This is a genomic window from Subtercola frigoramans (genome assembly GCF_016907385.1).
GTDB classification, from domain to species: domain Bacteria; phylum Actinomycetota; class Actinomycetes; order Actinomycetales; family Microbacteriaceae; genus Subtercola; species Subtercola frigoramans.
Genome location: NZ_JAFBBU010000001.1, coordinates 611,527 through 637,824 on the forward strand (window position 1 = coordinate 611,527; position 26,298 = coordinate 637,824).

The following is a 26,298-nucleotide window of genomic DNA, read 5'->3' on the forward strand; positions in this document are numbered from 1 at the left end:
CCGCGCAACGCGGCCCGAGCAACTACCCTGTAGCCATGGCTGACATCTTCTCTGTAATCGCCGACCCGACGCGGCGCCAGATCCTGTCGCACCTGCTCGACCGGTACGTGGGCTCTGACGCTCCCTCGGCGCCAGACGGCACCACTACGGCGCCGATGGGCGAGATCAGTGTGTCAGACCTGGTGTCGAAGCTCGTGCTGAGTCAGCCGACGGTCTCGAAGCATCTCAAGGTCCTGCGCGATGCGGGCCTGGTGACCGTGCGCGAAGAGGGCCAGCATCGGTTCTATGCGCTCGAATCGAGCCCTCTCGAGGAGGTCGAAGATTGGTTGATCCCGTTCCTGAGCGCGGACTTCGACGATGCCATGGACCAGGATTCCCTCGACATCGAAGCCGAGCTCGACGAGCTGGAGTCGCAGGCCGAACGCACGCAGGCCGCAGCCCAGGCGAGAGACGGAATTCCTGCAGCGGCCAGACCGCAGTCGTCAGCGGCACGCGCCGGCGAGCGGCTGGGCTACACGGTGGCCGGGGCCGCCGAACGCGCCAGGGCGCTCTTCGAAGAGGCGTCGCGCCGCATCCCTTCTATCTCTCGCAGCAGCGATTAGCAACCCGCCGAGAAGCGATCCGCTGGCTCGCGCGGATTTCCTCCGTCGGCAGGGCCGGGCCTGTGAAAAACCTCAGCTTCGCGCAATATTCATGCCTCTTTAACAGGTTTTACACATCTGAAATGTTTTATCCCTCGAACAGGGGGAGGTCGTCATTTAGGGTTGTCGAACGCGTGCGGGCCCTCTGCCGCGAGTGTTGGCTCTGACTGATTGAGGTCCTCTAGGTGAGTATTCCCCGGCGACGATTTGCCCTGCCCCATGACGGTGTTATCGGTAGGACGGCGAAGCGCAGGCGCGGTCTCACCGTTGCAGCTGCGCTCGCGGCGGTGGTTCTCGGAGTGTCGGGTGCGGCTGCGAGCGCTTCAGCTCTTCCTGCCATCAACGGCGTGAGCGCTGCCGTATCACAAGGCACGACCCCGTCGATCGGCTTCACCCCGCTGCCCAGCGCCCCCACGCAGCCGGTGAGCGACTTCACAGACGGCCGCTACGTGGTGGCGATGACCAACCCCGCCGCGTCCACCTACAACGGTGGCCTGAACGGCTTCGCTCCGACCAAACCCGACCAGGGTTCGCAGATGAACGCCAGGTCGGCGCCGGTCACCAGCTACACCGATTTTCTGGCGAGCCAGCAGAAAGACGTGGCCTCCTCGGTCGGGGCATCCGTCGACTACTCCTACACACTCGCGTTCAACGGCTTCTCGGCCAACCTGACCGCTGCGCAGGCTTCTGCACTGACGGCCAACAAGAACGTTGCCAGGGTCACTCGCGACGAACTGAAGCACATAACCGCCGCTGAGCCCTCGACCACGTTCCTCGGCCTCGACGGCCCGAGCGGGGTCTGGGCGAAGAACGGCGGAGTCGACGCAGCCGGTGACGGCGTCGTCGTCGGTGACATCGACACTGGAATCGCGCCGGAGAATCCCTCCTTTGCCGGCGACGCCCTCGGTACGACCCCCGGTGCGGCCCCGTACGTGGACTCCTCCGCCCCCGACGGTGTCGGGCCGATCACCTTCGCGAAGGCCGACGGCAACACCTTCCACGGTGAGTGCGTCACGGGTGAGCAGTTCACCGCCTCCGATTGCACCACGAAGATCGTGGGCGCTCGTTACTACCTCGACGGGTTCGGTGCAGGCAACATCGGCACGGCGGCAACCGGCGAATACGTCTCCCCTCGTGACGGTGACGGACACGGTTCGCACACCGGCAGCACCGCGGTGGGCAACAACGCCGTCACGGCGACCGTGGGTGGCGACAGCTTCGGCCAGATCAGCGGTGTCGCACCAGCGGCGAAGATCTCGGTCTACAAGGTCTGCTGGTCGGGTCCCGACCCCGCCTCCAGCGACGACGATGGATGCACGAACGCCGACATGCTCGCAGCGATCGACCAGTCTGTGGCCGACGGCGTCGACGTGCTGAACTTCTCCATTGGTGGCTCCTCTGCGCTCACGACCGTCTCCGACACCGACGTCGCCTTCCTCGGCGCGGCCTCTGCCGGCATCTTCGTCGCGGCCTCGGCTGGCAACTCCGGCCCCTCGGCCTCGACGCTCGACAACGCATCGCCGTGGTACACCACGGTGGCGGCCTCGACGATCCCCAGCTATGAAGCCACGGCAACGCTCGGTACTACCGAGAAGTTCGCCGGCGGTTCCATCACGGTCCAGCCCCACGGCTCTGGCCCGCTCACCGGACCGCTCGTTCGCGCCGACCTGGTGAAGCTGGCTTCGGCAACGGCGGCAGACGCGCTGCTCTGTGCACCAGGGTCACTCGACCCTGCGAAGGTTTCCGGAAACATCGTGTTCTGCCAGCGCGGGGTCTACGACCGGACGGCGAAGTCCGCTGAGGTGCTTCGTGCCGGTGGTATCGGCATGCTGCTGGTGAACAAGACCCCCAGCTCGATCGATCTCGACGAGCACTCCGTACCGACCGTGCACCTCGACTCGACGGCCTGGAACACCACGTACGCATACTCGGCACTTCCTGGCGCGACGGTCACGCTGAGCAAGGGCAACACCGCGGGCCCGTCCCCGGCAGTGCCGCAGCTCGCCGGGTTCTCGTCACACGGCCCGGTGCTGGGTGGCGGCAGCGACATCCTGAAGCCCGACATCACGGCCCCTGGCGTTGCCATCCTCGCGGCAGCAGCGAACGCCCAGGGCGGGGATCCGACCTGGGAGTTCCTCTCCGGCACCTCGATGGCCGCCCCGCACATCGCGGGTCTTGCGGCACTGTATCTGGGCGTGCATCCACAGGCCACTCCTGCTGAGATCAAGTCGGCCATGATGACGACGGCGGGCAACACCGTCGACAGCACCGGCGCAGACGTGACCGACGTGTTCGGCCAGGGTGCCGGCAACGTCGACCCGACGAAGTATTTCAACCCCGGCCTGCTGTACCTCAACACCAGCGACAACTGGTGGCAGTACATCGTGGGAATGGGCTACGACGTCACGAGTGACCCGCCCATCGTGCCGATCGACCCGAGCGACCTCAACCTCGCTTCGATCGCCATCGGCTCGCTCACGGGTTCGCAGACCGTCACCCGAACGGTGACATCGACGCAGGCCGGCACATTCACCGCGTCTCCGGTCTCCATTCCGGGTATCGACACGGTGATCTCGCCGACTAGCCTGTCGTTCGACGCGGCGGGCGAGTCCAAGAGCTACACCGTCTCGTTCACGCGAACGGATGCCCCGCTCAACGAATTCGCCACCGGCTACCTCTCGTGGACGAGCGGCGACACGGTCGTCAGGAGCCCGCTCGCGGTGCAGCCTGTCGCCCTTCTGGCGCCGGCTGTGGTGACGGGAACGGGAACCACCGGGTCGGTCGACGTACCCGTGACCCCCGGCGCCGACGGATCGATTCCGCTGGTCGCCGAGGGGCTCGCGAAGGGTGACCTGCTGCTCTCGACCGACCAGGACCCGGGCATCCCGCTCGGTGGTCACTCCGCCGTACAGGGCCAGGGCACTCCGGCCCTGTTCGATGTGACGGTGCCCGAAGGCGTGAGTTATGCGCGCTTCGACCTGCATTCGGTCACGACGGCCGAAGAGGGTGCTGACCTCGACCTCACGGTCGATCTGATCGACGATGCCAATGATGGGGCCGTTCTCGACGAATGGGTCTCGGCAACCGGTGCGGCGAACGAGCGGGTCAACATCGCTTCGCCGGCCGCGGGGCACTACCGACTGAGCGTCGACGTGTTCTCGCTGCCCACCGGGCAGACGACAGCGGCGATGGACATGCGGTCGTTCCTCGTCTCGCCGACCGGGGGTAGCGGCGCCTTCACGGTGCCACCGGCCATCGACGGCACCCAGGGCACGTCGACCTCGTACACGGCATCGTGGCGTGGACTCGACTACTCGTCTCCGTACCTCGGATCTGTCGCCTACGGCGACACGGGGCTGACGACGATGTTCGAGGTCACGACCGAGGCGGCACCTCCGACGACGCCCACGACCACCCCGACCCCGACCGACACGGCATCGCCTGTACCCACTGTTCCGGGCACTCCGACGCCGACGTCATCGAATTCGGCATCGGCATCGGCTGTGCCCGACCCGGGCTCGGGTGGCTCAGGGCTGGCATCGACGGGTCTGACGGTGTTGGTGCCGATCGGTCTGGCGGGCATCCTGTTGCTCGCAGGAATCAGCGCGCTGGTGGTTCGCCGTCGCCGCGCAGCTTCGGTTGACGGAGGCCTCGACGAGTAACCCGGATGTGAACGCGACGACGGTCTGACCGTTGCGAAGCGGCGCTTTCCACGAACTGTGGGAGGCGCCGCTTTCTCTTGTCTTCGCCGCGGAATCGCCTGGCTTTACATCGAGTCACGTCTGCCCCTAGAGTTACCAGTTATCACTCAGGTAACACCAACCCTGTGGATTCGCGCGAGAGGCAACGACCCATGGCACACGATCTGTCAGACGTGCGATTCCTGACCGTTGCCGAGGTTGCAGACATGATGCGGGTATCGAAGATGACCGTGTATCGGCTGGTGCATTCGGGAGACCTTCCGGCAATCCGATTCGGCCGGTCGTTCCGGGTCCCCGAGACGGCCGTGGTGGCCGCCATCGGCACACCTGCGGTCGACTCGGCGGCCGCCGACAGCCGGACGGCGCCTTCGGCAGAGTCTGCCTAGCCGCTCGATGCGCTAGACTGCTCCGAGGTAATTTTTCCTTCTCGGCTGCACAGGAGTGTGGCCAAACCCAAATCTTGTGAGGTATCTGTGGGTTCAGTAATTAAGAAGCGTCGTAAGCGCATGGCGAAGAAGAAGCACCGCAAGCTGCTTCGTAAGACTCGTCACCAGCGTCGCAACAAGAAGTAGAACACGTCAGAGCGACGGCGCCTCCGGGTTCTCCGTCGAAGCTCTGCGTGCTCCCTCACGGGGAGTGCACCAGGCGTCAGGCTCTCGAAGCCTGGCGCTTTTTGTGTTGATTCGGTGCGAGAACTCGCCTGTGCCGTTCTGACGGGCGCAGAATGGGCCACCGGGCGAGGCGCGCGTGCTCGGTCAGGGCGCGGTCGGGGTGCACCAACACCGGATGCCCGACTGCGCTGAGCAGTGGCAGGTCGTTGGACGAATCGGAGTAGGCCCAGCACTGCCGGAGGTCGATATTCGCTCCGCTGGCGATGATCGCCGCCACGGTTGCCTTCTCGCCAGCGTGGAGCATCGGCCCGTCGAGGCGCCCGGTGAACGCTCCGTCGACGGTCTCGAACTGTGTGCCCCGCGCTCCCGTGAATCCGAGCTCCTCTGCGAGCACCTGCGCCACGATGTCTGCGGTAGTGGAGAGCAGCCAGACCTGGTCGCCTCTGGCGAGGTGCAGACGCGCCCTGGTGAGGACCTCTGGCCGGAGTCTGGCCTGGATACGTCGACGGTAGACCTCCTGTCCCAGACGACGCAGCTCGTCTTCGGTGTGCCCGGTGAGCATCTGAAGCGTTCTGTTCTTCGCTGTCTCGGTGTGGCGCATGTTCTCACCGACCGCCATGAACCTGGCTTGCTGCCAGACGAACGACGCCACGTCGCGGGCGGTGAGCAGTTTCAGGCGCCACGCCCCCAGGCCGACCAGATACACCGTGGCGCCTCGCACCAGCGTGTTGTCGATGTCGATGAACGCTATCGAAGATGTGGCCGTCGCCTCGGTCATGCCGCCCATGCTACCGGGCAGGCACCCGCAGTACAGTAGACCCGTGGCGCATGCTGAACTCACCCTCATCGGAAAGCCGGGCTGTCACCTCTGCGACGATGCGCGTACGGTGATCGCGGAGGTCACGGAGTCGCTTCGAGGCAATCCCGGATCGCCATCAATCACGCTGGCCGAGGTTTCGATCCTCGACGACCAGGCCTTGTTCGACGAGCATGTCGAAGACATCCCGGTTGTGCTCATCAATGGCCGAATCCACACCTTCTGGCGGGTCGACCCGGCCCGTCTCGCCACCGCACTGTTGGGAGTCCGATGATCCGGCACATAGTCACCTTCAGCTTGTCCGCCGAGTCGGCCGAGAAGCGGGCGGAACAGGCGGCCTGGGCCGGCGAACAGCTCATCTCGCTGGTGCCTCTCATTCCACAGATCCTCGCGCTCAGCATCGTGCACGATGTTCGCCACGAGGCAGGCAATGCCGATTTCGCGCTGATCGCGGACTATGCCGACCAGGCGGCGCTCGACGCGTACCAGGTACATCCCGATCATGTTCGGGTCTCCTCCTCCATCAAGCCCCTCGTTGCGACGCGACTGGCCATCGACTTCGACGTCTGATTGCTCCCACGCGCGCCCTCGTCGTACCTCGGACCGGCGTCGCGCACAGGCCGATTCTCTGCAGCACCGTCCATTCCACAGGGCATCCCACACGAGGGTTCTCCACAGATCACGTCTGATGGCGGTGTAGTCATCGGGTGGCGCTCTATCGTGAGCCCATGAAGAACTCTCGTGTCTCCCTCTGGGCGGTCGCGCCCGAAGACCGGCCACGCGAAAAGCTGGCTCGCCTCGGGCCGGCCGGGCTCAGTGATGCAGAGCTGGTAGCGCTCGTGCTCGGCTCGGGTCTCCGAGGCGTCAACGTACTCGACAGTGCCCGGCTGCTGCTCGAGCAGTCCGGGGGCGTGCAGGAGCTCATGGGATTGACCGTACGCGAGCTCAGGCAGCTGATCGGCGTCGGGGCCGCGACAGCGGGTCGTCTTGTCGCCGTCGCCGAACTCTGGCGCCGGGCCCACGACCCACCGCCCGGACCGGCGGTTGAGACGGCAACCGATCTTGTGCGTGCGATTCGTGCGCAGGTCGAAGTGGATTCGGTCAGCCGCTCGGGTTTCGGCGACCACGTGGATGAGGCCCCGCCAGCGACCTACCTCGTGATCACCGACGCCGAGCTTCGCCTTCGATGGGTGCTCGCACTCGCCACGAGCGACGATGAGACCATTGCGGCATTCGCCTCGCGGGTGCTGCACGAGGTGCTCTTTCGTGGTGGCTCTGCCTTCGCGGTCGCTTGGCTGAGCTCGGAGGGGTTCTCCGATGACTCCGAGGCGCGCGCGGCCCACGATGTGCTCAGAATAGCGTCGGCGACCGTCGGCCTGACTTTCCTGTCGGCGCTCGTGGTCACCGGTCCGAGCTGGCAGGCGCTCTGAGTTCAGGTGGATTTTGCGTTGTGGTGAGCTCTGAGCTGCGGCCGACTCTGAACTGCGGCAGGCGCTGGCTCGGCTACGGGGTCAGGCGGGTCGGCCCACGGAAGAGATAGGTGACCTCACGCAGGTTTCCCTGGTGCAGCAACAACATGAGCACGCGAGCGAGCCCCATGCCGAACCCGCCGTGGGGCGGCATTCCGTAGCGGAAGAAGTCGAAGTAGTACGCAAGCTCCTCGGGGTCGAGGCCCTTCTCGATCGCCTGCGCTTCGAGCACGTCGACACGGTGTTCGCGCTGGGCGCCGGTGGTGATCTCCGTGCCCCTAAAGATGAGGTCGTAGCTCTTCGTGATCGTCGGGTCTTCGTCGGAACGCATGTGATAGAACGGGCGGATGCTCGTGGGGTAGTCGGTGAGGAACACGAACTCGTGCCCGTAGGTCTCCTCGACGTACGCGGCGATCTGCCGTTCGCCCTCCGGATCCATGTCATCGTCGTTGCGATCGACGATGTGCCCTCGTTCGGCGACGATGCGCTTCGCCTCGAGCAGGGGGATGCGGGGGAATGGAACCGTCGGAACGACCACGTCGATGTCGAACAGTGCTTTGATCTGCTCGCCGTGCTTCTCCTTCACCGCGGCGATGCCGGCGGCGAGCAGTTCTTCCTGCATGTGCATGACGTCTTCGTGGCTGTCGATCCAGCTGATCTCCGTGTCGACGCCGGTGAACTCGGTCGCGTGGCGCGAGGTGAACGACGGGTCGGCACGAAAGACCGGGCCGATGTCGAAGACCTTGCCGAAGCCGGCGGCCTGCGCCATCTGCTTGAAGAACTGCGGGCTCTGGGCCAGGTAGGCGGTCGTGTCGAAGTAGTCGAGCTTGAAGAGCTCGGCGTTCGACTCCGAGGGGCTGCCCATGAGCTTCGGGGTGTGGATCTCGATGTAGTCGTTGTCGATCCAGTACGTGCGGAAGGCGTGCTCGAGCGTCGTCTGGATGCGGAAGATGAGCGCATTGCGCGGCACCCGCAGGTCGAGGAACCGCCAGTCCATCCGCTTGTCGATGCCGCTGTCTACGGCGATCGGCGTTTCGGCGATGGCCGTCGAGGCCACAGTCAGGGTCTCGAGCTTCACTTCGATACCGCCGAGCTTGACCCGCTCGTCGTGCTTGAGCCGGCCGGTCACCGAGACGAACGAGCCCTGGGTGAGAGCTGAGATCGTGGTGGCCGGTTGGTCGGCGATGACGACACCCTGATCATCCGAATTTCTCGGGTTCACCAGCTGAACCGCCCCGCTCTCGTCGCGGAGCACGACGAACTGCACCTTCTTCTGGTCGCGAACCGTCTCCACCCACCCCGAGACACTGACGGGGCCATCGGCCAGGGCGGGGAGGTCTTTGATGAGTACGCGATCAGTCACGAGAGCCAATCTTATCGCGGGAGGTGCTGCGGGCGCCGCGCGGCCAGGGGTGCCGAAGCCAGTCGTGATTACGGGAGGCGGTTGAAGCGCACCTCGGAGGAGCGGTGGCCGTAGCCGTCGGTGACGGTTTCGATGATCGCGGCGACGATCGCGATGGCGGCGAGAACGCCGAGGAGAGTGAGGGTGATGATGATAGCCATGATGGGGGTAGTTCCTTTCGTGAGTCCATTCCACTCCTGTTGACTGTTCAGCACAATCTAGTTCTTCTTCGCTTTTTGTGAAGCTGAGCTTCATCACTTATGAGTCATTCAGGTGCTGAGCAGCTTGGCTTGTTCTACGCTCCGTAGACTGTGGGGCGTGGTAGCCAGCCAAATTCATCTCGTCCGTCACGGCGAGGTCTTCAATCCCGAGCATGTGCTCTATGGGCGACTGCCCGGCTTCGGGCTCTCAGACCTCGGCCGGCAGATCGCACAGTCGGCAGCCGACGAACTCGCAGAGCGAAACCGTCCGGTCTCCGCCCTCTTCGCTTCGCCGCTGCAGCGCGCACAGGAGTCTGCCGAACCCCTGTCTGCTGCCTTCGGCCTCGAGATCCAGACCGAACCGCGCATCATCGAACCCACCAACAAGTTCGAGGGCATGAGCCCGCAGATGCGCAACGCAGCGCTGCGCCGGCCACAGAACTGGTCCTGGGTCGCGAACCCGTTCAAGCCGAGCTGGGGCGAGCCGTACAAGAGCATCACGAACCGGATGATCGCTGCCCTGCACGATGCGTACGACTCCGTCGATTCGGGCGACGTCGTCATGGTGAGCCACCAGCTGCCGATCTGGGCGACCCACCTCGAGATCACCGGGCAACGACTGTGGCACGACCCTCGCAGGAGGCGCTGCAACCTGTCGAGCATCACCTCGTTCGAGCGCGTCGGCGGCATCTTTCTCGAAGTCGGCTACGAAGACCCCGCGGCAGACCTCCTGGCGCTGGCCACCGACGACGGGGCGGTGTGACACCGGGCATGCCTGACTCACTCTTTACCCGAATCCTGTCGGCGCGCACCTCGCGTCGCCTGCGTGCGTTCGGCGCTGCACTGGCATTGGCTGGGCTGCTCGCCGGCTGCTCGAGCGACACCTGGGCCAAGCAATACGCGGCCGGCGACTCGAAGCAGTACATCGCCGGCGACGGCACCGTGACCGAGATTGCCGCAGAGAACCGTGGCACTCCCGTCAGCTTCACGGCCACCACGGAATCCGGAACGTCCGTAGGCTCCTCGCAGTACCTGGGCCAGGTGCTCGTTCTGAACTTCTGGTACGCCGGGTGCGCGCCCTGCCGGGCCGAAGCACCCGCTCTGCAGACCCTCAGCGCGAAATACGCCGACAAGGGAGCGAGCTTTCTCGGTGTGAACGTGCGCGACCAGGCCGACACCGCCCTCTCGTTCGAGAAGTCGTTCGGCATCACCTATCCGTCGGTCATCGACACCGACGGGGGTGTGCAGCTGGCCCTCGCAGGGCTTGTCGCGCCCAACGCCGTGCCGACGACACTCGTGATCGACAAGCAGGGCCGGGTCGCCGCACGGATTCTGGGCCAGACCACCGAGCCGAGCATCCTCGACACCCTCATCAGCGGCGCTGTCGCTGAAACGAACTGACAACCGTGGTGAACCCGTTCGCCGACGCCGTGCTCAACGGCCAGCTCCTCGTTGCGATTCCCATCGCCATGCTGGCCGGGCTGGTCTCGTTTGCTTCGCCGTGCGTGCTGCCGCTCGTTCCGGGCTACCTGGCGTACGTCGGCGGCCTGAGTGAGCCGGGGGAGCGTTCGAATCGCCGCAGGGTGCTTCTGGGCATCAGCCTCTTCGTTCTCGGCTTCTCCCTGGTCTTCGTGGCGGCATCGACGCTGTTCGGAGCGCTCGGCGTGTGGCTGCTGGTCTGGGGCGACGTCATCACCCGGGTGCTTGGTGTCATCGTGATTCTGCTCGGACTGGTGTTCATCGGGCAGTTCAGCTTCATGCAGCGCACCTTCAAACCCTCATGGCGACCGGCGACGGGGCTGGCTGGTGCCCCCATTCTCGGCATCGTGTTCGGGTTGGGCTGGACCCCGTGCATCGGCCCGACACTCGGTGCAATCCAGGCGCTCAGCCTCAGCGGCGGCTCTGCGTGGAGCGGCGCCCTCCTGGGGCTGTTCTACTGCCTGGGTCTCGGCATTCCCTTCCTCCTGGTGGCGCTCGGGCTCAACTGGGTCACGCACTCCATTGCATTCCTGAAGCGGCATATTCGTTTCATCAACATTCTCGGGGGAGCAGGGCTCGTCGTGATCGGTGTTCTCATGGTCAGCGGTCTCTGGACCGCCTGGACCTACCAGCTGCAGGCGGTGATCACAGGTTTTGTCCCGGCCATCTGATCACATCGATTCACCCGACCCCTCGGCCGCCGTCTCCGGCCCCGGCGGCGACGACATCGTGCAGCCCAAGCTCGGGCTCGTGGGGTGGTTGCGCTGGTTCTGGCGGCAGCTCACCAGCATGCGCACAGCGCTCTTCCTCCTGTTGCTGCTGGCGTTCGCAGCTGTTCCCGGTTCGCTCGTACCCCAGCGCGCCGCCGACCCGAACGGCGTCACCCAGTACTTCGCCGACAACCCCTCGCTTGCGCCGTTCCTCGACAAGCTTCAGGCGTTCGATGTCTACACCTCGGTGTGGTTCTCGAGCATCTACCTTCTTCTCTTCATCTCCCTCGTCGGCTGCGTCATCCCCCGCGCAAAGCACCACTTCGACGCCCTCCGCGCCAAGCCCCCGCGCACCCCGCGCAACCTCGCCCGACTGGGCGGATTCCAGCGGCGCGAGCTGCCGGCCGAAGCAGGCACCAGCGCAGTGCAGGCCATCGAGGTCGCCCGGCGCCAGCTGCGCAAATCGGGGTACCGCGTCGTGGTCTTCGCCGACGCCGGGGCCGACGGCTTCACAGACACCGCCTCCGTCTCGGCCGAGCGCGGCTACGCCCGTGAGACGGGCAACCTCATCTTCCACGCAGCTCTGGTGGGCATCCTGATGACCGTCGGGGTCGGCGGAGGCTTCGGATTCGCTGGCCAGCGCACCCTCGTTGAGGGCGGTGGCACCTTCGTCAACACGCTGAGCGCCTTCGACACCTTCAACCCTGGCCGATTCTTCAGCGAGAACTCGCTCGACCCCTACTCATTGAAGCTCGACCAGTTCACCGCCACCTACGAGACCAAGGCCGACGGGGCATTCGGGCAGCCGATCGACTACAACGCCACCGTCACCACGCAGGAGAAGGGCCAGGCCGCGCAGCAGTCGACCATCAAGGTCAACTCGCCGCTGCGCATCGGCGGCACCGACGTCTACCTGCTCGGCAACGGCTACGCACCGACGATCACCGTCAAAGACCCCGCAGGCAATGTGGTGTTCACCGACTCGGTGCCATTCCTGCCGCAGGATGCGAACCTGACCAGCGTCGGTGTGGTGAAGATTCCGGATGGCCTGGCCAAGCAGCTCGGCATGATCGGGTTCTTCTACCCCACGCAGGCGACGTCGACCACCGGTGCCTTCTACTCCTCGTATCCCGACGCGCAGTACCCCGTTCTCACGCTCAACGTGTACGACGGTGACCTGGGGCTGAACGGCGGCGTGCCGACCTCGGTCTACTCGCTCAACACCGACAAGATGACGCAGCTCACCGGCGGCAAGACCGGCGTCAAGTCGATCGAGCTCAAGCCGGGTGACAGCCAGAGCCTGCCCGACGGGCTCGGCACGATCAGCTTCGACGCCGTTCACCGTTATGCCTCGCTCGACATCCATCACGACCCGACCCAGGGCTGGGTGCTGCTGTTCGCAGCGTCTGCGCTGGGTGGCCTGCTGATCTCGCTGTTCATTCCACGCCGCCGTGTCTGGGTGAAGGCGACCGAGCGCAGCGACGGTACCTTGACGCTCGAATACGCAGGGCTTGCACGCGGCGAGGACCCGCGTCTCGTGACCGCAGTGACCGAGATCGCAGACAGGCATACCAAGACCCTCAGCGACGCCCCAGACGCCGCCATTCCCGCCGACCGAACAAACACTTAGGCTTACACCGTGACGCTAACTCTCGACGAGTATTCGATCTTCTTCCTGTATGGGGCCATGGTCCTCTACGCAGCTGCGTTCATCGCGTTCGCTCTCGATCTGGCGCGGCGTTCCGCGCAGGTCTCCAAGGGCAACACGGTCAGCGTCGACGGCACGGTGACGACGCCGGCGCCCGCCCGCGAGACCATCGGTGCGGCAGTGGGCGGCGCCGGTGCTGGTGGTGCTTCCGCGGCTACCGCGGTTGCAGACACCGCGGCAGCGTCCCAAAAGCCCGGAGGTCGGTTGTTCGGTGGGCGCGGGCCGGATTCTGTGGGCGTCACCGCGGCCGACGGCGGCACGTCGAAACGCTCGCTGAGCCTGCGCCTCGGCGTCGCGTTCACGCTCATCGGGTTCCTGCTCGAAGTGACGGCCGACATCCTGCGTGGCATTGCCGCCAATCGGGTGCCGTGGGCCAACATGTACGAGTTCTCGATGACCGGCACCGTGCTGATCGTGGGCGTCTTCCTGCTGGTGATCACCCGCGTCGACCTGCGCTTTCTCGGTACCTTCGTCACCGGCCTCGTGCTCATCCTGCTCGGCATCTCGACGGTCAACTACTACGTGGTGATCGCACCGCTGCCGCCGGCGCTCCAGTCGGCGTGGCTCGTCATCCACGTGTTCGTTGCGAGTCTCGGCACCGCATTCTTCGCGCTCGGGTTCGCTCTGTCGGGCATCCAGTTGCTGCAGTATCGGCGTGAGACCATCACGACCGGGGCGAAGTTCCTGAAGCTCAAGTTCTTGGCGTCGCTGCCTGATTCGGTCAGGCTCGAGAACCTCGCCTACCGGGTGAACATCGTCGGGTTCGTGTTCTGGACCTTCACGCTCATTGCCGGCGCAGTCTGGGCCGAGCGTGCGTGGGGCCGCTACTGGGGCTGGGATACCAAAGAGGTCTGGACCTTCATCATCTGGGTCATCTACGCCGGGTACATCCACGCGCGGGCGACCCGAGGCTGGCGCGGATCGCGCTCGGCGGTGCTTGCGATCATCGGCTTCGGCGCGGTGCTGTTCAACTTCGGCGTCGTGAACGTCTTCTTCCACGGCCTGCACTCGTACTCCGGCCTGTAGGCCGCCGGCTCGGGTCCACCCCGCCGTTTGAGCAGCACGAATGTGCGTGGCGAAACCAGTTGATCGTGGGGGTGTAGCTACGCCGCGTCTGAAGCGGGTACTCAACCGGCGGCGAGGTGAGGTGAAGCGGGCCCCTCAGTCGGCGTGGCGGCCTGTCGACTCGCCGAGGGCCTCGAGCAGGCCGTAGGTGCGCATGAGGCGCTCGCGCCACCACACGTCGCGGTCGCGATCCGCGAGGTTGTTCTCGACCAGCGTCTCGTCGAGGGCCGGCCGAACGACCGGGATGGTGCCATCGACCGGCAGCAGGGGCTCGGCGGTGACATCGGAGGCCAGCAGTGCCGCCGTGGCGAGGCCGCAGTCGTATTCCAGATTCGGAATGCATGCTGCGAGATGGGCGCCCATCGCTATTCCGATCGACGTGTCGAGGGCCGACGAGACCACGACGGGCAGGCCCGCACGCTCGACGATGTCGAGAGCCGAATGGATACCCCCCAGAGGCTGGGCCTTGATGACGAGCAGATCGGCGGCACCCCGGCGGGCCACGTCGAGCGGATCATCCACTTTGCGTACACTCTCGTCGGCGGCGATGGGGATGCCCATGTACTTGACCCGTTGCCGGATCTCCCAGAGTTCGTCGACCGTGGAGCAGGGCTGTTCGACGTACTCGAGGTCGAATTCGGCCAGGGCGTGGATGGCGTGCTCTGCTTCGTCGACGTTCCAGCCGCCGTTCGCGTCGAGGCGGATGCGGCCCTCGGTTCCGATGAAGACGCGTGTCGCCCTGACCCTGGCGATGTCGTCGGACAGGGACTGGCCCCTTTCGGCGACCTTGATCTTCACCGTTCGGCAGCCGGGGTAGCGGGCGAGGTTCTCTTCGACGTCGGATTCCGCGACGGCAGGCAGCGTGGCGTTCACCGGGATTCGGTCGCGCAGCAGTGGTGGGGTCTCGCTCCAGCCGAAATCGATCGCCGCGGCCAGCCAGGCCAGGCTCTCGGTGTCGTCGTATTCGACAAACGGCGAGAACTCCGTTGCCCCGAGTGGGCCCCTGAGAATGAGTGCCTCACGGGCATCCACACCCCTGAATCGCGTGGTGAGCGGCAGCGACACGACGCTGGCCAGTTCGAGCAACTCGGTCAGCGTCGGCAGAGGGCGGTTCATGTGGGGCATGCCCCATTGTCTCGCTGAATGGCCGAGCCGCGCAGCCACCGGGCCGGGGGATAGGCTGAACAGATGGTCACCGAACAGCCTTTTGTCTCAGAGATCTTCGATGCTGCTTCGTGGACGATCGCTCCCGGCGCGGAGTCGATGACAGACATCACCTACCACCACGACATCGCCGGCCAGGTGGCGCGGATCGCGTTCAACCGGCCCGAGGTGCGCAATGCATTCCGCCCGCACACGGTCGACGAGCTCTACCGCGCGCTCGACGACGCCCGCCAGAATCCGCGCATCGGAGCTGTTCTGCTCACGGGCAACGGCCCGAGCCCGAAAGACGGCGGCTGGGCGTTCTGCAGCGGCGGCGACCAGCGGATCCGCGGCCGCGACGGGTACCAGTACGCCGCAGGTGACGGGGCTGGGCTGAACGCAGCATCCACGGGCCGGCTGCACATTCTCGAGGTGCAGAGACTCATCAGGTTCATGCCGAAGGTCGTCATCGCTGTTGTTCCCGGTTGGGCGGCGGGCGGCGGGCATTCGCTGCACGTCGTGTGCGACCTCAGTATCGCCAGCGAGGAGCACGCGAAGTTCAAGCAGACCGATGCCGACGTCGGGTCGTTCGATGCGGGCTATGGCAGTGCCTACTTCGCGCGGCAGATCGGCCAGAAGAACGCCCGCGAGGTGTTCTTCCTCGCGCGGGAGTACAGCGCGCAGCGGGCCTACGAGATGGGGGCCGTGAACGCCGTCGTGCCGCACGCCGAACTCGAGGCGACTGCTCTCGACTGGGCGCGCACCATTCTCACCAAGTCGCCCACGGCCATCCGGATGCTCAAATTCGCCTTCAACGCGGTGGACGACGGGCTCGTGGGGCAGCAGGTCTTCGCCGGTGAGGCGACCCGGCTCGCCTACGGTTCCGATGAGGCAGTCGAGGGGCGCGACTCGTTCCTGCAGAAGCGCGAGCCCGACTGGTCTCCGTTCCCGTACCACTACTGACGCCGTCCACTCGTTCGTCCACAGGCGCTCTCACGTGCACGCTGCACGTGGCGCCTCGTGTGGACGAACGAATGGATGCTCTCCGCCCGCGACCGCGCACCGCTGCTGGCGCTGCGAACCCACGCCGGGTGTGCGACCGGAGGTGCCCGCGCATGCGCGACCGCTGCGGCCCCGCAACGGAATAGTCCACGCGCGACGGCGTGTGCAGCGTGCACGTGCCGACCCGTGTGGACTATTCCGTTGAGACCGTAGGGTGGTGACGTGACGCGACGGCTTGAGGTGATCGGCGGGGGAGACCCCGCCGCGGTGACGGTTTCGATCAAGGCGGCCCTCGACGGCAGCGGGCCGGCGATTCTGCCGCGCGAACGGCGCACTGACGCCGTAGTGCCGGGTCGGCGTGTCGGCTCGCTGGGCGCGATCGACGTCGCGGGCGGCTCCGGCGGCCTCGGCGAAGGCGTTCAGTTCGGCGAGTCGGCGGCAGCGGGCGACCCGCCGGATGCCAGGCCCGCAGGGGCCACGCAACCCTCTCATGCCGGACTGGCGGATGCCAGGCCTGCAGTGGGCACACGAACCACTCCCACAGGTGTGCCGCGGGTGGTGGTTGAGGAGACAGGGCGGCCGCTGCCGGGCGAGGTGCCGAAGCGGGTCGCTCTCGTCATCGAGACCTCGGGCACGTCGGGGGTACCCAAGCGGGTCGCACTCAGCGCCGACGCATTGCTGGCGAGCGCAGCCGCCACCGAATCCGCACTCGGCGGCGAGGGCCAGTGGGTGCTCGCACTGCCCACGCACTACATCGCGGGCATGCAGGTTCTCGTGCGCTCCATCGTCGCGGGCACGCAGCCGATCGTCATGCCCGCGGGGCACTTCACCGCCGAGGTCTTCGCATCGTTGGTCGACGAGCTGACCGCCCCGCTGAAGTTCACCTCGATCGTGCCGGCCCAGCTGGTGAGGCTGGTCGAGGCCGCCGAGGCCCAACCGGGCATTCGTGACTCGCTCAGGCGACTGGATGCCCTGCTGATCGGTGGCCAGGCCGTACCTCAGGCGCTCTTCACCCGCGCGCTGGCTCTCGGGCTGAGAGCAGTGCGAACCTACGGCTCGAGCGAGACCAGCGGTGGATGTGTCTACGACGGACGCCCCATCGGGCAGGCGGTCGCTCGGGTCACCGCGGGCGAGCTCGAACTCGGCGGACCGACGTTGGCCGAAGGATACCTCGGTGACGAAGAGCTGACACAGCAGAAGTTCTACTCCGACGCGGGCCACCGCTGGTATCGCACGGCAGACGGCGGCGACATCACCGACGGCATCGTCAGCGTCACCGGACGGCTCGACAACGTGATGATCTCGGGCGGAATCAAGGTCTCGCTCGACCGGGTTGAGCGCGCGGTGCAGTCTATTCCGGGATATGCAACTGCGATTGTCGCGGCAGTGCCGAGCGAGGCGTGGGGGCAAGCGGCGGTCGTGGTTGTCGCCCTCCCCAGCGCGGGCAGGGATAGCAGAGCACGCGATGATTCGCTTGTCACCCTTCAGGCTGCCGTGACGGCGAGTGTCGGGCGTGCGGCCGCTCCGACGCGGGTGGTGTTCATCGATACGCTGCCGACGCTGAGTTCGGGCAAGCCAGATCGTTTGGCGGTCGCGCGGATGCTCGCCGAACGCTCGGCCGAGTGACGGGGTCAGGGCGCTGACGGGCTTCTGCAGCATCCATTCGGCCGTGCTCTCGTAGAATCTTCTGGTGGCACAAACCAAACGCAAGAAGTCGGGGCACCCGGCCGGTAAGAAGCAGCACTCGGCTCCGAACAAGCTCCAGAAGCCCACGGCAGCGATGTGGATCGCCGGGGCGCGCGTTCGAACGCTGCCGCTTGCGATCGCTCCTGTTGCGCTCGGTGTGGGCACCTCGACGATCATCACCGGAGGTTTCGGCACGATCAACTGGGCGCTGGCGCTTCTGAGCCTCGGTGTGGCGCTGTTCCTGCAGATCGGCGTGAACTACTCGAACGACTATTCCGACGGCGTGCGGGGCACCGACGAGTTCAGGGTCGGGCCGCAGCGACTGACGGGCTCGGGGGTGGCGAACCCGAAGCGGGTGCTTGCTGTCGCCGTCGTGTTCTTCGGCCTGGGCGCTCTCGCCGGCCTGGCGATCGTGGTAGTGACCGGCCACTACTGGCTGCTGATTCCCGGCGTCATCGCCATCGCAGCCGCGTACTTCTACACCGGGGGCAAGCGGCCCTACGGGTACTACGGCTTCGGCGAGGTCTTCGTCTTCATCTTCTTCGGTGTGGTCGCCACGGTCGGCACGACCTACATCCTCTCCGGCACGTACAACGTGGAGTCGCTGGTTGCCAGCGTGGGTGCTGGGGCCATCGCGTGTGCGGTGTTGATGGCGAACAACATCCGTGACATCGACCAGGACAAGGTGGCGAAGAAACGCACGCTCGCTGTGCTGGTCGGCAATCGTGTCGCCCGCATCGTGTACGTTCTCTTCATGCTTGTGGCCTACGTGGTCGTGGCGCTCGTCTCATGGATCTACCCGCTGGCACTGCTGGTGTTCTTCACGCTGTTGATCGCGATTCCGGCGGCGCTGATCGTGCTCACCGGCAAGACGGCGAAGGAGTTCATCCTGGCGCTGAAGCTCACCAGTCTCGTGGGGTTGCTCTACGGGCTGGCACTTGCGAGCGTGTTCGCGTTCAGCTACTGAGCGTTCAGCTTCGGGGCGCTGGGTCGCCGTCTACGACGGCGTCTTCGTTCTCCTCATCTGAGCCAGCCTTCTCGGGTGCGCGCGCGGGCACCTTGCCTTCGCCGTGCCGTGCCTCATAGAGGCCCTGGGCAAGTTGTTCGCGGGGCTTGCGTAAGAAGATGTACGACGCACAGAGCGAGATGACGGCGGCCACGGCCGCGGCAATCCACGGTGTCATCTGCGTCAGAAGCAGGATTGCCAGCACCACAGCAAACAGGCCGACCCTGATCAGCGAGTAAACCACCCACGTTCGACTTGTCTTCACTCCGACAGTTTATCGAAGCCGTTCTGGGCGCTTGCCGCACGTCTCCCACAGACACAGCAAACAGAAGGTTTGGCAGTTGTGCCAGGGCGTATGGTTTGACTATGGCTCGTCTCTTGGTTGGTCTCGTCGCAGTGGCGGTGGCTTTCTCTGTGTACGCGCTCGTGGACTGCCTTCTGTTCGCCCGAGCGCGTGTGCGAGGGTTGCCCAAGCTGGTGTGGGTCTTCATCGTGCTCCTTTTCCCCGTCATTGGAGCCGTGCTCTGGTTCCTCATCGGCCGAGGCCGAAAGAATCCCCGGCTACAGCCCGTCTACCGCACAGTGGGTCCAGACGATGACCCCGACTTCCTCGGCAACCTCCGCGCAGAACCGGTCACCGATGCGCAGCTCCGCGAACTCGAGCAGCAACTCGCCGAGGTCGACGACGACCCCGACGCAGGGAGAGCCGACACCGGCAGATCCGAGCGTTGACTGCCGCTCACATCTCCACGGGTAGCCCCGCTGCCGATTTCTCGCTCGCTCTCCTGCAGGAGTTCCATCGACTCGGGGTGACCGACGCTGTTCTCTCTCCGGGTTCGCGCTCACAGGGGCTGGCTCTCGCGCTCGCCGAATTCGATCGGGCGAGCCTCATCGACCTCCAGGTGCGTATCGACGAACGCACCTCGGGCTTCACTGCCCTGGGCCTCGCTGTCGAGACCGGCCAGCCTGCACTCGTCGTCACCACCTCCGGCACGGCTGTCGCAAACCTGCTCCCCGCGGTGCTGGAGGCCAGCCACTCAAGCGTGCCGATGCTCGTGCTGAGCTCTGACCGCCCCGCTGAACTGCGCGGTACCGGCGGCAACCAGACCACCTGGCAGCCGGGCATCTTCGGGCGCTTCGTCAGGCACACCATCGATGTCGGTGCGCCGAGCGGGCGCGCAGGCGAACCTTCTCGTGCAATCACTATCGCCCGGGAGGCCTACGAAGCGGCGGTGGGTATGCACAGCGGGCGCCCAGGCCCTGTCCACGTCAACCTGCAGTTCCGTGAACCACTCTCGGCGTCGGTCCCCGACCTGGTTTCGAACCCCCTCGCATTCGCTGGTGGGCCGTCTCAGGCCGGTGAGATCGCGCAGGGAAAAGAACCTTCGGGTGACGCCGATCACTCAGATCGCCAGACCACTGCGCGCGACGCGCCCAGCGCCGCGCTCCTCGCACCCCTCGAGCTTGCTCGCGGCCCCCGCACCATCGTCATCGCGGGCCACGGAGGAGGCCGAGCCGCCGAGCAGCTTGCCCACGAAGGCGGATGGCCGCTGGTCGCCGAGCCGTCGAGCGGATCCCGATTCGGGCGAAACCTCGTGGTCGCCTACCGTGAGCTGCTGAACGACCCCGATTTCGGCGGCAGGGTCGAGCGAGCGATCGTGTTCGGCCACCCGACTCTCTCGCGGGAGGTCCCCGTTCTCTCGCTCCGGGAGGGCGTCGAGACCATTGTCGTCACACCCGACGCCAGCGCTCACCTCGCCGCCGCAGAGGAGTTCACTCGCGCCCGGCACGATGCCAGTGCAGGCGAGAACGTCGATCCCCGTGCTGTATTCCGACGCAGAGCAGTGACCGACGACGCGATCGGTCTCTACAACCCCGGCCACAGGGTGTCCCAGTTCGCCACCACGGTGACGGTCGCAACCGATCCGACGGCGGGCGGCAGTATTCCGTCGTCCGGCACTCCTTCGGCGGGCGGCACCGCTCCGGATGATCGTGACTGGCTCCGCTCGTGGGTGCTCGCGAACCGGGCCATCGTCGCGTCCCAGCTCGACGAGGTCGCTCCGCCGAACCCCGACGACGCCCGCTCTCCCGACATCGCCGTACGCCGCGACTACCGACTGGCCGAACTGGCAGCTCTGCGCGCCCCGATCACGAGGCGCGTGCTCGCGCTGGCGCTCTGGCAGGCGACCTGGCCACATGACCGGCTCGTGCTCGGTGCTTCACGACTCATCCGCGATCTCGACCGGGTCGTACCGGGCAAGAACATCCGCGTGCACTCCAACCGAGGGCTCGCCGGAATCGACGGCACGATTGCCACGGCGATCGGCATTGCTCTCGCAAGCCAGCGCGGCCCAGACTCTGTCGGCGTCACCCGGCTGCTGCTGGGTGACCTCACCCTCCTCCACGATGTGGGGAGCATGCTGCTCGGTGTGGGGGAGCGGCGGCCGCGCATCCAGCTCGTCGTCGCGAACGACGGGGGTGGCACGATCTTCGACACGCTCGAAGTTGCCGACACCGCCAGCCGCGCGGCATTCGACCGGGTGATGTTCACCCCGCAGGCCGTCGATATCGCCTCCCTCGCGAAGGCGTACGGTTGGGCCTACTCGAGCGTGACGACCCGAACCGAACTCGACAGCGCACTGACGGCACCGGTCTCAGGCCCCGCGATCGTCGAGGTCCGTCTGCCCCGATGACAGGAGGACGGCAGCCTGGGTGGACCCTCCAACACCGGCAGCGATCATCCTGCGCGCACCTCACGTCAGTCCGGCGGCGCCCCAGCCCACACTGTGGCCGTGCGGACTACCCGAATGCCTCGACGATGGGCCGGAACTTCATGCGCGTCTCGAGGAACTCGTGTTCGGGCTGCGACTCGGCGACGATGCCCGCGCCGGCGTAGGCCGTGATGTCTCCGTTGCCGGCGACCTGGGCGCAGCGCAGTGCAACGGCCCACTCGCCGTCGCCATCGGCCCCGACCCACCCGACCGGGCCAGCGTAGCGACCACGGTCGAAGGGTTCGAGTTCGCCGATGAGCCGCAGGGCATCCGGAGTTGGTGTGCCGGCAACCGCCGCAGTGGGGTGAAGCGAGGCGATCAGGTCGAGCGACGTCGAGCCGTCGCTCAGCGCACCTTCGACGTCGCTGGCGAGGTGCCAGAGGTTCGGAAGTTTGAGGGTGAACGGAATCTCGCTCGTGATGAGCGTTCGGCTGTGTGGCGATAGGGCCGTGAGCACGCTGGCCACGGCGAAGCGGTGTTCGTCGAGGTCTTTGGCGCTCGTGGCGAGGGCGACGGCCTGGTCGTGGTCTGCTTCGGCGTCACGCCCGCGCGAGATCGTGCCGGCCAGCACGCGGGCCGACACGGTGCCGTGATCGACCCGCACCAGCGTCTCAGGGCTCGAGCCGATGAGGCCGTCGACCGCGAACGTCCAGCAGTCGGGGTAGCCCAAGGCGAGGTCTGTGATGACCCGGCGCAGGTCAGCACCCTCCGGCAAGTGCCCGACGAGGTCGCGCGCGAGAACCACCTTCTCGAGGTCACCGGCGAGAATGTGCGCCACGGCCTTCTCGACGGCGTCGCGATAGCTGTCGGGCTTCGACGCACCGGGCAGCAGCGAAATGCGGTATTCCTCGCCGAGCTGCCTCCCGGCAGGCAGCGATGGATGATCGCCCGGCACGGTCTCGCCCGGCTGGAGTACGGTCACCTTCGTCACCCAGAACTGCCCGTCGCGCTTGCCGATGATCAACCGCGGAACGATGAGCACACTCGGCAGGGCCGAGTCTCCGGCGAAGGCGAAGGCCCCGAAGGCGATGAGCCCGGTGCCAGGAGAGCCGAGCGGGTTGACCACTGTCGCCGCATCGGCGACCTCGCGCCAGCGCGCGCACGCGTCGACGATTCGCGATTCGCCCGAGAATTCCAGACGGAGCGCGGTGCCGATGCCCGCCATGCCCTGGCCCTTGCGGATCCAGAGCAGGGGGTCTCGCGAATCGATCAGCGGAATCAGGAGCCGGATGTCGCCCACGGGGAGTGTTTCGACGTACAGCCGGGGTGTGTGCGGCGCGGAATCAGTCACAAAGCAACCCTACGCCGCAGCCTGCGGGTTGGGTCGCCTGTGCTCCGGCACGAGCATCCTGTGCGTTTCCCGAGAGCACTGATACAGCGAACTAAACTTGGAAGGTGTCCAAGGCCGACCTCAGTAAACAACCCGCGCAGGTTTCTGCGATGTTCGACGATGTGTCGACCCACTACGACCGCACCAACAACGTGCTCTCGGCGGGTAACGATGTGCTCTGGCGCATCGCGACGACTAAGGCTGTCTCCCCGAGGCCGGGTGAGCGCATTCTCGACCTCGCAGCCGGCACAGGCACGTCGAGTGCGTCTCTCGCCAGGCCCGTGAAGAACGGGGTCGGCGGTGCCCACGTCGTTGCGGCCGATTTCTCGCCGGGAATGATCGAGGTCGGCAAGCGCCAGCAGGCGGGGAACCCGAACATCGAGTTCCTGGTGGCCGACGGAATGCAGCTGCCGTTCGGTGACAATGAGTTCGATGCCGTCACCATCTCGTTCGGGCTCCGAAACATCGTGGACCCGCGAGTGGCGCTCGCCGAGCTCTATCGGGTGACGAAACCCGGCGGGCGAATCGTGATCTGTGAGTTCAGCACGCCGCCGTTCACACCGATCAGGGTCGGCTATTCGACGTATCTGCAGCGAGTGATGCCTGCTGTGGCCCGGTTCGCCAGCTCGAACCCTGCCGCCTACATCTACCTCGCCGAGTCGATCAAGGACTGGCCGAACCAGTCCACGCTCAGCCGGTGGCTTTCGGAGACCGGTTTCCAGCAGGTCGGCTACCGAAACCTGACCTTCGGCATCGTGGCGCTGCACCGCGGTGTGAAGCCCTCGACCCCGCAGCCGACTCAGTAGGCTTGACACGTGAAGCCGACGAACCGCTCCGCGGACATTTTCTGGGGCGCCAACCCCTCCAAGGGGGCCAGGCGTAGCCAGCCCCAGGCGGCCTCGCTCTCGCTGGCCGAACGACTCTTCTCCACTGCAGACGACCGCAAGGCCTACCGCGCGGTCGAGGAGGGCATCGAACGCCTCGAGAAGAATCTCGTCACCGAGACGGCCTTCCACGATGGCATGGCCGAGGTGTCGGCCCGGTATCTGCTCGACGCCGGCGGCAAACGTGTGCGCCCGCTCCTGGCGTTTCTGACCGCCCAGCTCGGTGACGGTGTCACCGACGACGTGATCACCGCAGCAACCTCGATCGAACTCATTCACCTCGCCTCGCTCTACCACGACGATGTGATGGATGAAGCGGAGCAGCGTCGAGGCGTGCCCACCGCCCACACGGTGTGGAGCAACTCCATCGCGATTCTCACCGGTGACCTGTTGTTCGCCCGCGCGAGCAAGTTGCTGTCGATTCTCGGCGAGAGGGCCATCCGCCTGCAGGCCGACACCTTCGAGCGTCTGTGCCTCGGGCAGCTGCACGAGACGGTCGGGCCACGCCCGGGTGAGGACCCCATCGAGCACTATCTCCAGGTGCTCGCCGACAAGACGGGTTCGCTCATCGCTGCGTCTGCGCAGCTCGGAGTGCTCGTGTCGAATGCGCCAGAGGCGTACCAGCAGGCCGTCTTCGACTTCGGGGAGAAGATCGGCATCGCCTTCCAGCTCGTCGACGACGTCATCGACCTGGCTCCTCCGAGTGATGAGACGGGCAAGACGGCCGGCACAGACATCCGTGCGGGTGTTGTCACGCTTCCCCTGCTGTACCTGCAGCGAGACGCGCCAACAGACCCGACGACCGCTGCGCTCCTTCGCCGGCTCGACCCTGACCTCATCGCCGCCACTCCTGACGCCGAGGTCGACGCGCTGATCGCCGAACTCCGAGCTCACCCCGTCACGGCTGAGACCATCGTCGAATCCCGCCGATGGGCCGATGACGCCGTCGCCGCGCTCGCACCCCTCCCCGACGGCACGATCAAGAAGACGCTCGTCAAGTTCGCCGCCACCATGGTCGAACGCAGTAGTTAGAACTCCGCGCTGGTCGAGTGGCGGCGTTGCCGCGCATCGTATCCGGCTGCTCCATTGGTTTCGATACGCTGCTGTGCAGCTACTCGACCAGCGACAATGTTAGGAACGTAACCCTCATGACCAAGCTCCGCCTGGCCATCGTCGGCGCAGGGCCGGCCGGCATCTACGCCGCCGACCTGCTCATCAAGGCTGAGCGGTCGTTCGACGTCTCGATCGACCTGTTCGACCATCTGCCGGCGCCCTACGGGTTGGTGCGCTACGGCGTCGCCCCCGATCATCCACGCATCAAAGGCATCATCACGGCGCTGCGTGAGGTGCTCGACCGCGGCGACATCCGGTTCTTCGGCAACGTGCGTTACGGAGTCGATCTGACGCTGGCAGACCTGAAGAGGCACTACAACGCGGTGATCTTCGCAACCGGAGCCATCCGCGATGCGAGTCTGGACATTCCGGGCATTGACCTCGACGGGTCGTACGGGGCGGCCGACTTCGTGAGCTGGTTCGACGGGCACCCCGATGTTCCCCGCACCTGGCCTTTGAACGCCCGCGAGGTTGCCGTGCTCGGAAACGGCAATGTCGCGCTCGACGTGGCGCGCATCCTGGCCAAGCACCCCGACGACCTGCTGCCCACCGAGATTCCGTCGAACGTCTATGACGGGTTGCTCGCCTCGCCGGTGACCGACGTGCACGTCTTCGGGCGCCGCGGGCCCGCGCAGGTGAAGTTCACCCCGCTCGAGCTGCGTGAACTCGGCGAGATCCCCGACGTCGACCTCGTGGTCTACGACGAGGACTTCGACCTCGACCCGGCCTCGGAGGCAGCCATCGCCACGAACAAGCAGGTCATGGTGATCAACCGCGTGATGAACCAGTGGCGCACGCGGCCGGCGGGCACCGCTTCACGTCGGCTGCACCTGCACTTCTACGCCCGGCCGGTCGAAGTTCTCGGTGCCGAGGGGGCTGTCACGGGCATCCGGTACGAACGCACCCGACCCGACGGCGCCGGGGGAGTCGAAGGCACTGGCGAGATTCGCGAACTGCCGATCCAAGCGGTCTACCGGGCTGTCGGGTACTTCGGTTCGCCGCTGCCCGAGGTTCCGTTCGACGAGCGTCGCGGTGTGATCCCGAACCGCGAGGGCCGGGTTCTGGATGATCATGACGAGGTTGTTCCCGGTGTCTACGCCACCGGCTGGATCAAACGGGGCCCCGTCGGCCTCATCGGGCACACGAAGTCCGACGCCATGGAGACCCTGTCGCACCTCGTGCGCGACGGCGCAAACTGGTGGACACCCGCTTCGCCCGACGAAGCGTCGATCGTGGAGTTGCTCGACGACCGTGGGGTGGTCTTCACCACCATCGAGGGCTGGCACCACCTCGACCAGTACGAACTCGCGCTCGGCGCGGCTGCCGGCCGCACGCGCATCAAGGTCGTGCCTCGCGACGAGATGGTCGCGGTCTCGAACCAGACGCCGGAGCTCTGACCGCAGGGTTTCGATACGCCCGCGACGCGGGCGACTCAACCAACGCCGGTTGAGTAGCGACGCAGTCGCGTATCGAAGCCCCACGCGGAAGGGTTTCGGGGCGGCGGGCTTCGGGCGGCAGGTTTCGATACGCCCCTGCGGGGCTACTCAACCAGCGATACGC

At 66.1% G+C, this 26,298-nt stretch carries 26 protein-coding genes; 20 read left to right on the top strand and 6 right to left on the bottom strand.

Going from position 1 to position 26,298, the window contains the following annotated elements; genetic code table 11:
- Nucleotides 1-35: 35 nt before the first annotated feature.
- The 4 genes from JOE66_RS02945 to JOE66_RS02960 all read left to right on the top strand — a co-directional run bounded on the left by JOE66_RS02945 (nucleotide 36) and on the right by JOE66_RS02960 (nucleotide 4,914).
- Complete coding sequence (locus JOE66_RS02945) at nucleotides 36-602, top strand: ArsR/SmtB family transcription factor (RefSeq protein WP_205106642.1); 567 nt, start codon at nucleotides 36-38, stop codon at nucleotides 600-602.
- Nucleotides 603-826: 224 nt separating this feature from the next.
- Entirely contained in the window at nucleotides 827-4,303 is a 3,477-nt protein-coding gene (locus JOE66_RS02950) for a S8 family serine peptidase (protein WP_307827022.1), read from the top strand.
- Between the two features lie 191 nt (nucleotides 4,304-4,494).
- Entirely contained in the window at nucleotides 4,495-4,728 is a 234-nt protein-coding gene (locus JOE66_RS02955; protein WP_205106643.1) for a helix-turn-helix domain-containing protein, read from the top strand.
- An 87-nt stretch (nucleotides 4,729-4,815) separates the two neighbouring features.
- A complete protein-coding gene (locus JOE66_RS02960) occupies nucleotides 4,816-4,914 on the top strand; it encodes a 30S ribosomal protein bS22 (protein ID WP_003792170.1) in 99 nt (32 codons plus the stop codon).
- A gap of 76 nt (nucleotides 4,915-4,990) precedes the next feature.
- Here JOE66_RS02960 and JOE66_RS02965 read toward each other — a convergent pair whose 3' ends face one another.
- Entirely contained in the window at nucleotides 4,991-5,731 is a 741-nt protein-coding gene (locus JOE66_RS02965; RefSeq protein ID WP_205106644.1) for an HAD family hydrolase, read from the bottom strand.
- 43 nt (nucleotides 5,732-5,774) lie between these two features.
- On the opposite strand from JOE66_RS02965, the gene JOE66_RS02970 reads away from it, so the two are divergent.
- The 3 genes from JOE66_RS02970 to JOE66_RS02980 all read left to right on the top strand — a co-directional run bounded on the left by JOE66_RS02970 (nucleotide 5,775) and on the right by JOE66_RS02980 (nucleotide 7,200).
- Nucleotides 5,775-6,044, top strand: a complete 270-nt coding sequence (locus JOE66_RS02970) for a glutaredoxin family protein (protein WP_205106645.1) — start codon at nucleotides 5,775-5,777, stop codon at nucleotides 6,042-6,044.
- The gene (locus JOE66_RS02975) at nucleotides 6,041-6,340 is read left to right on the top strand and encodes a Dabb family protein (RefSeq protein WP_205106646.1); all 300 of its coding nucleotides are present in this window, start codon (nucleotides 6,041-6,043) and stop codon (nucleotides 6,338-6,340) included. Before JOE66_RS02970 ends, JOE66_RS02975 begins: the two co-directional genes overlap by 4 nt.
- A 158-nt stretch (nucleotides 6,341-6,498) precedes the next feature.
- The gene (locus tag JOE66_RS02980; RefSeq protein ID WP_205106647.1) at nucleotides 6,499-7,200 is read left to right on the top strand and encodes a UPF0758 domain-containing protein; all 702 of its coding nucleotides are present in this window, start codon (nucleotides 6,499-6,501) and stop codon (nucleotides 7,198-7,200) included.
- Between the two features lie 73 nt (nucleotides 7,201-7,273).
- Here the strand turns inward: JOE66_RS02980 and aspS are convergent, their stop codons facing one another.
- On the bottom strand, nucleotides 7,274-8,602 hold the full coding sequence (aspS, locus tag JOE66_RS02985) for an aspartate--tRNA(Asn) ligase (protein WP_307827023.1): 1,329 nt from the start codon (nucleotides 8,600-8,602) through the stop codon (nucleotides 7,274-7,276).
- A gap of 68 nt (nucleotides 8,603-8,670) precedes the next feature.
- The gene (locus JOE66_RS17435) at nucleotides 8,671-8,802 is read right to left on the bottom strand and encodes a hypothetical protein (protein ID WP_275576808.1); all 132 of its coding nucleotides are present in this window, start codon (nucleotides 8,800-8,802) and stop codon (nucleotides 8,671-8,673) included.
- A 157-nt stretch (nucleotides 8,803-8,959) separates the two neighbouring features.
- Here JOE66_RS17435 and JOE66_RS02990 point away from each other — a divergent pair, with 157 nt between their 5' ends.
- From JOE66_RS02990 to ccsB, 5 genes are read left to right on the top strand one after another with little or no spacing between them, the layout of a single operon-like run.
- Nucleotides 8,960-9,604, top strand: a complete 645-nt coding sequence (locus JOE66_RS02990; protein WP_205106651.1) for a histidine phosphatase family protein — start codon at nucleotides 8,960-8,962, stop codon at nucleotides 9,602-9,604.
- Nucleotides 9,605-9,612: 8 nt separating this feature from the next.
- Nucleotides 9,613-10,242, top strand: coding sequence for a TlpA disulfide reductase family protein (locus tag JOE66_RS02995; RefSeq protein ID WP_205106653.1), 630 nt, complete (start codon nucleotides 9,613-9,615; stop codon nucleotides 10,240-10,242).
- Between the two features lie 5 nt (nucleotides 10,243-10,247).
- Nucleotides 10,248-10,991, top strand: coding sequence for a cytochrome c biogenesis CcdA family protein (locus JOE66_RS03000; protein ID WP_443741667.1), 744 nt, complete (start codon nucleotides 10,248-10,250; stop codon nucleotides 10,989-10,991).
- Complete coding sequence (gene resB / locus JOE66_RS03005) at nucleotides 10,975-12,660, top strand: cytochrome c biogenesis protein ResB (protein ID WP_205106655.1); 1,686 nt, start codon at nucleotides 10,975-10,977, stop codon at nucleotides 12,658-12,660. Before JOE66_RS03000 ends, resB begins: the two co-directional genes overlap by 17 nt.
- 57 nt (nucleotides 12,661-12,717) lie before the next feature.
- Complete coding sequence (ccsB, locus tag JOE66_RS03010; protein WP_205111534.1) at nucleotides 12,718-13,764, top strand: c-type cytochrome biogenesis protein CcsB; 1,047 nt, start codon at nucleotides 12,718-12,720, stop codon at nucleotides 13,762-13,764.
- A gap of 135 nt (nucleotides 13,765-13,899) precedes the next feature.
- Here ccsB and JOE66_RS03015 read toward each other — a convergent pair whose 3' ends face one another.
- A complete protein-coding gene (locus JOE66_RS03015; protein WP_239518206.1) occupies nucleotides 13,900-14,928 on the bottom strand; it encodes an o-succinylbenzoate synthase in 1,029 nt (342 codons plus the stop codon).
- Between the two features lie 63 nt (nucleotides 14,929-14,991).
- Here JOE66_RS03015 and JOE66_RS03020 point away from each other — a divergent pair, with 63 nt between their 5' ends.
- The 3 genes from JOE66_RS03020 (at nucleotide 14,992) to JOE66_RS03030 (ending at nucleotide 18,601) form a co-directional block, all read left to right on the top strand.
- Nucleotides 14,992-15,909, top strand: coding sequence for a 1,4-dihydroxy-2-naphthoyl-CoA synthase (locus tag JOE66_RS03020; protein WP_205106657.1), 918 nt, complete (start codon nucleotides 14,992-14,994; stop codon nucleotides 15,907-15,909).
- A 261-nt stretch (nucleotides 15,910-16,170) separates the two neighbouring features.
- Nucleotides 16,171-17,574: an AMP-binding protein gene (locus JOE66_RS03025; protein ID WP_307827024.1), complete on the top strand. Its 1,404-nt coding sequence runs from the start codon at nucleotides 16,171-16,173 to the stop codon at nucleotides 17,572-17,574.
- 64 nt (nucleotides 17,575-17,638) lie between these two features.
- Complete coding sequence (locus JOE66_RS03030) at nucleotides 17,639-18,601, top strand: 1,4-dihydroxy-2-naphthoate polyprenyltransferase (RefSeq protein ID WP_307827025.1); 963 nt, start codon at nucleotides 17,639-17,641, stop codon at nucleotides 18,599-18,601.
- Between the two features lie 4 nt (nucleotides 18,602-18,605).
- On the opposite strand, the gene JOE66_RS03035 is transcribed toward JOE66_RS03030, so the two are convergent.
- Nucleotides 18,606-18,905 carry a DUF4229 domain-containing protein gene (locus tag JOE66_RS03035; protein WP_205106659.1) on the bottom strand — a complete coding sequence of 100 codons (300 nt, stop codon included), beginning with the start codon at nucleotides 18,903-18,905 and terminating at the stop codon, nucleotides 18,606-18,608.
- A gap of 101 nt (nucleotides 18,906-19,006) precedes the next feature.
- Between JOE66_RS03035 and JOE66_RS03040 the strand changes: the two genes are divergently transcribed.
- Both JOE66_RS03040 and menD read left to right on the top strand, forming a co-directional pair.
- Nucleotides 19,007-19,372: a PLD nuclease N-terminal domain-containing protein gene (locus JOE66_RS03040; RefSeq protein WP_205106661.1), complete on the top strand. Its 366-nt coding sequence runs from the start codon at nucleotides 19,007-19,009 to the stop codon at nucleotides 19,370-19,372.
- Complete coding sequence (gene menD / locus JOE66_RS17075; protein ID WP_239518207.1) at nucleotides 19,369-21,333, top strand: 2-succinyl-5-enolpyruvyl-6-hydroxy-3-cyclohexene-1-carboxylic-acid synthase; 1,965 nt, start codon at nucleotides 19,369-19,371, stop codon at nucleotides 21,331-21,333. Before JOE66_RS03040 ends, menD begins: the two co-directional genes overlap by 4 nt.
- Before the next feature lie 106 nt (nucleotides 21,334-21,439).
- On the opposite strand, the gene JOE66_RS03050 is transcribed toward menD, so the two are convergent.
- A complete protein-coding gene (locus JOE66_RS03050; protein WP_307827026.1) occupies nucleotides 21,440-22,702 on the bottom strand; it encodes an isochorismate synthase in 1,263 nt (420 codons plus the stop codon).
- A 104-nt stretch (nucleotides 22,703-22,806) separates the two neighbouring features.
- On the opposite strand from JOE66_RS03050, the gene JOE66_RS03055 reads away from it, so the two are divergent.
- The 3 genes from JOE66_RS03055 (at nucleotide 22,807) to JOE66_RS03065 (ending at nucleotide 26,135) form a co-directional block, all read left to right on the top strand.
- Complete coding sequence (locus JOE66_RS03055) at nucleotides 22,807-23,547, top strand: class I SAM-dependent methyltransferase (RefSeq protein ID WP_307827027.1); 741 nt, start codon at nucleotides 22,807-22,809, stop codon at nucleotides 23,545-23,547.
- Between the two features lie 9 nt (nucleotides 23,548-23,556).
- Nucleotides 23,557-24,657: a polyprenyl synthetase family protein gene (locus tag JOE66_RS03060; protein WP_372435473.1), complete on the top strand. Its 1,101-nt coding sequence runs from the start codon at nucleotides 23,557-23,559 to the stop codon at nucleotides 24,655-24,657.
- Between the two features lie 116 nt (nucleotides 24,658-24,773).
- Nucleotides 24,774-26,135: an FAD-dependent oxidoreductase gene (locus JOE66_RS03065; RefSeq protein WP_205106662.1), complete on the top strand. Its 1,362-nt coding sequence runs from the start codon at nucleotides 24,774-24,776 to the stop codon at nucleotides 26,133-26,135.
- Nucleotides 26,136-26,298: the final 163 nt, after the last annotated feature.

Excerpts from the sequence above, each read along its gene's own strand:
- JOE66_RS03065 (WP_205106662.1), top strand. The coding sequence starts at position 24,774 with ATGACCAAGCTCCGCCTGGCCATCGTCGGCGCAGGGCCGGCCGGCATC.
- JOE66_RS02955 (WP_205106643.1), top strand. The coding sequence starts at position 4,495 with ATGGCACACGATCTGTCAGACGTGCGATTCCTGACCGTTGCCGAGGTT.
- JOE66_RS02995 (WP_205106653.1), top strand. The coding sequence starts at position 9,613 with ATGCCTGACTCACTCTTTACCCGAATCCTGTCGGCGCGCACCTCGCGT.
- JOE66_RS02975 (WP_205106646.1), top strand. The coding sequence starts at position 6,041 with ATGATCCGGCACATAGTCACCTTCAGCTTGTCCGCCGAGTCGGCCGAG.
- JOE66_RS03020 (WP_205106657.1), top strand. The coding sequence starts at position 14,992 with ATGGTCACCGAACAGCCTTTTGTCTCAGAGATCTTCGATGCTGCTTCG.
- JOE66_RS02945 (WP_205106642.1), top strand. The coding sequence starts at position 36 with ATGGCTGACATCTTCTCTGTAATCGCCGACCCGACGCGGCGCCAGATC.
- JOE66_RS03015 (WP_239518206.1), bottom strand. The coding sequence starts at position 14,928 with ATGCCCCACATGAACCGCCCTCTGCCGACGCTGACCGAGTTGCTCGAA.
- JOE66_RS17435 (WP_275576808.1), bottom strand. The coding sequence starts at position 8,802 with ATGGCTATCATCATCACCCTCACTCTCCTCGGCGTTCTCGCCGCCATC.
- JOE66_RS03040 (WP_205106661.1), top strand. The coding sequence starts at position 19,007 with ATGGCTCGTCTCTTGGTTGGTCTCGTCGCAGTGGCGGTGGCTTTCTCT.
- JOE66_RS02980 (WP_205106647.1), top strand. The coding sequence starts at position 6,499 with ATGAAGAACTCTCGTGTCTCCCTCTGGGCGGTCGCGCCCGAAGACCGG.
- JOE66_RS02965 (WP_205106644.1), bottom strand. The coding sequence starts at position 5,731 with ATGACCGAGGCGACGGCCACATCTTCGATAGCGTTCATCGACATCGAC.
- ccsB (WP_205111534.1), top strand. The coding sequence starts at position 12,718 with ATGGTCCTCTACGCAGCTGCGTTCATCGCGTTCGCTCTCGATCTGGCG.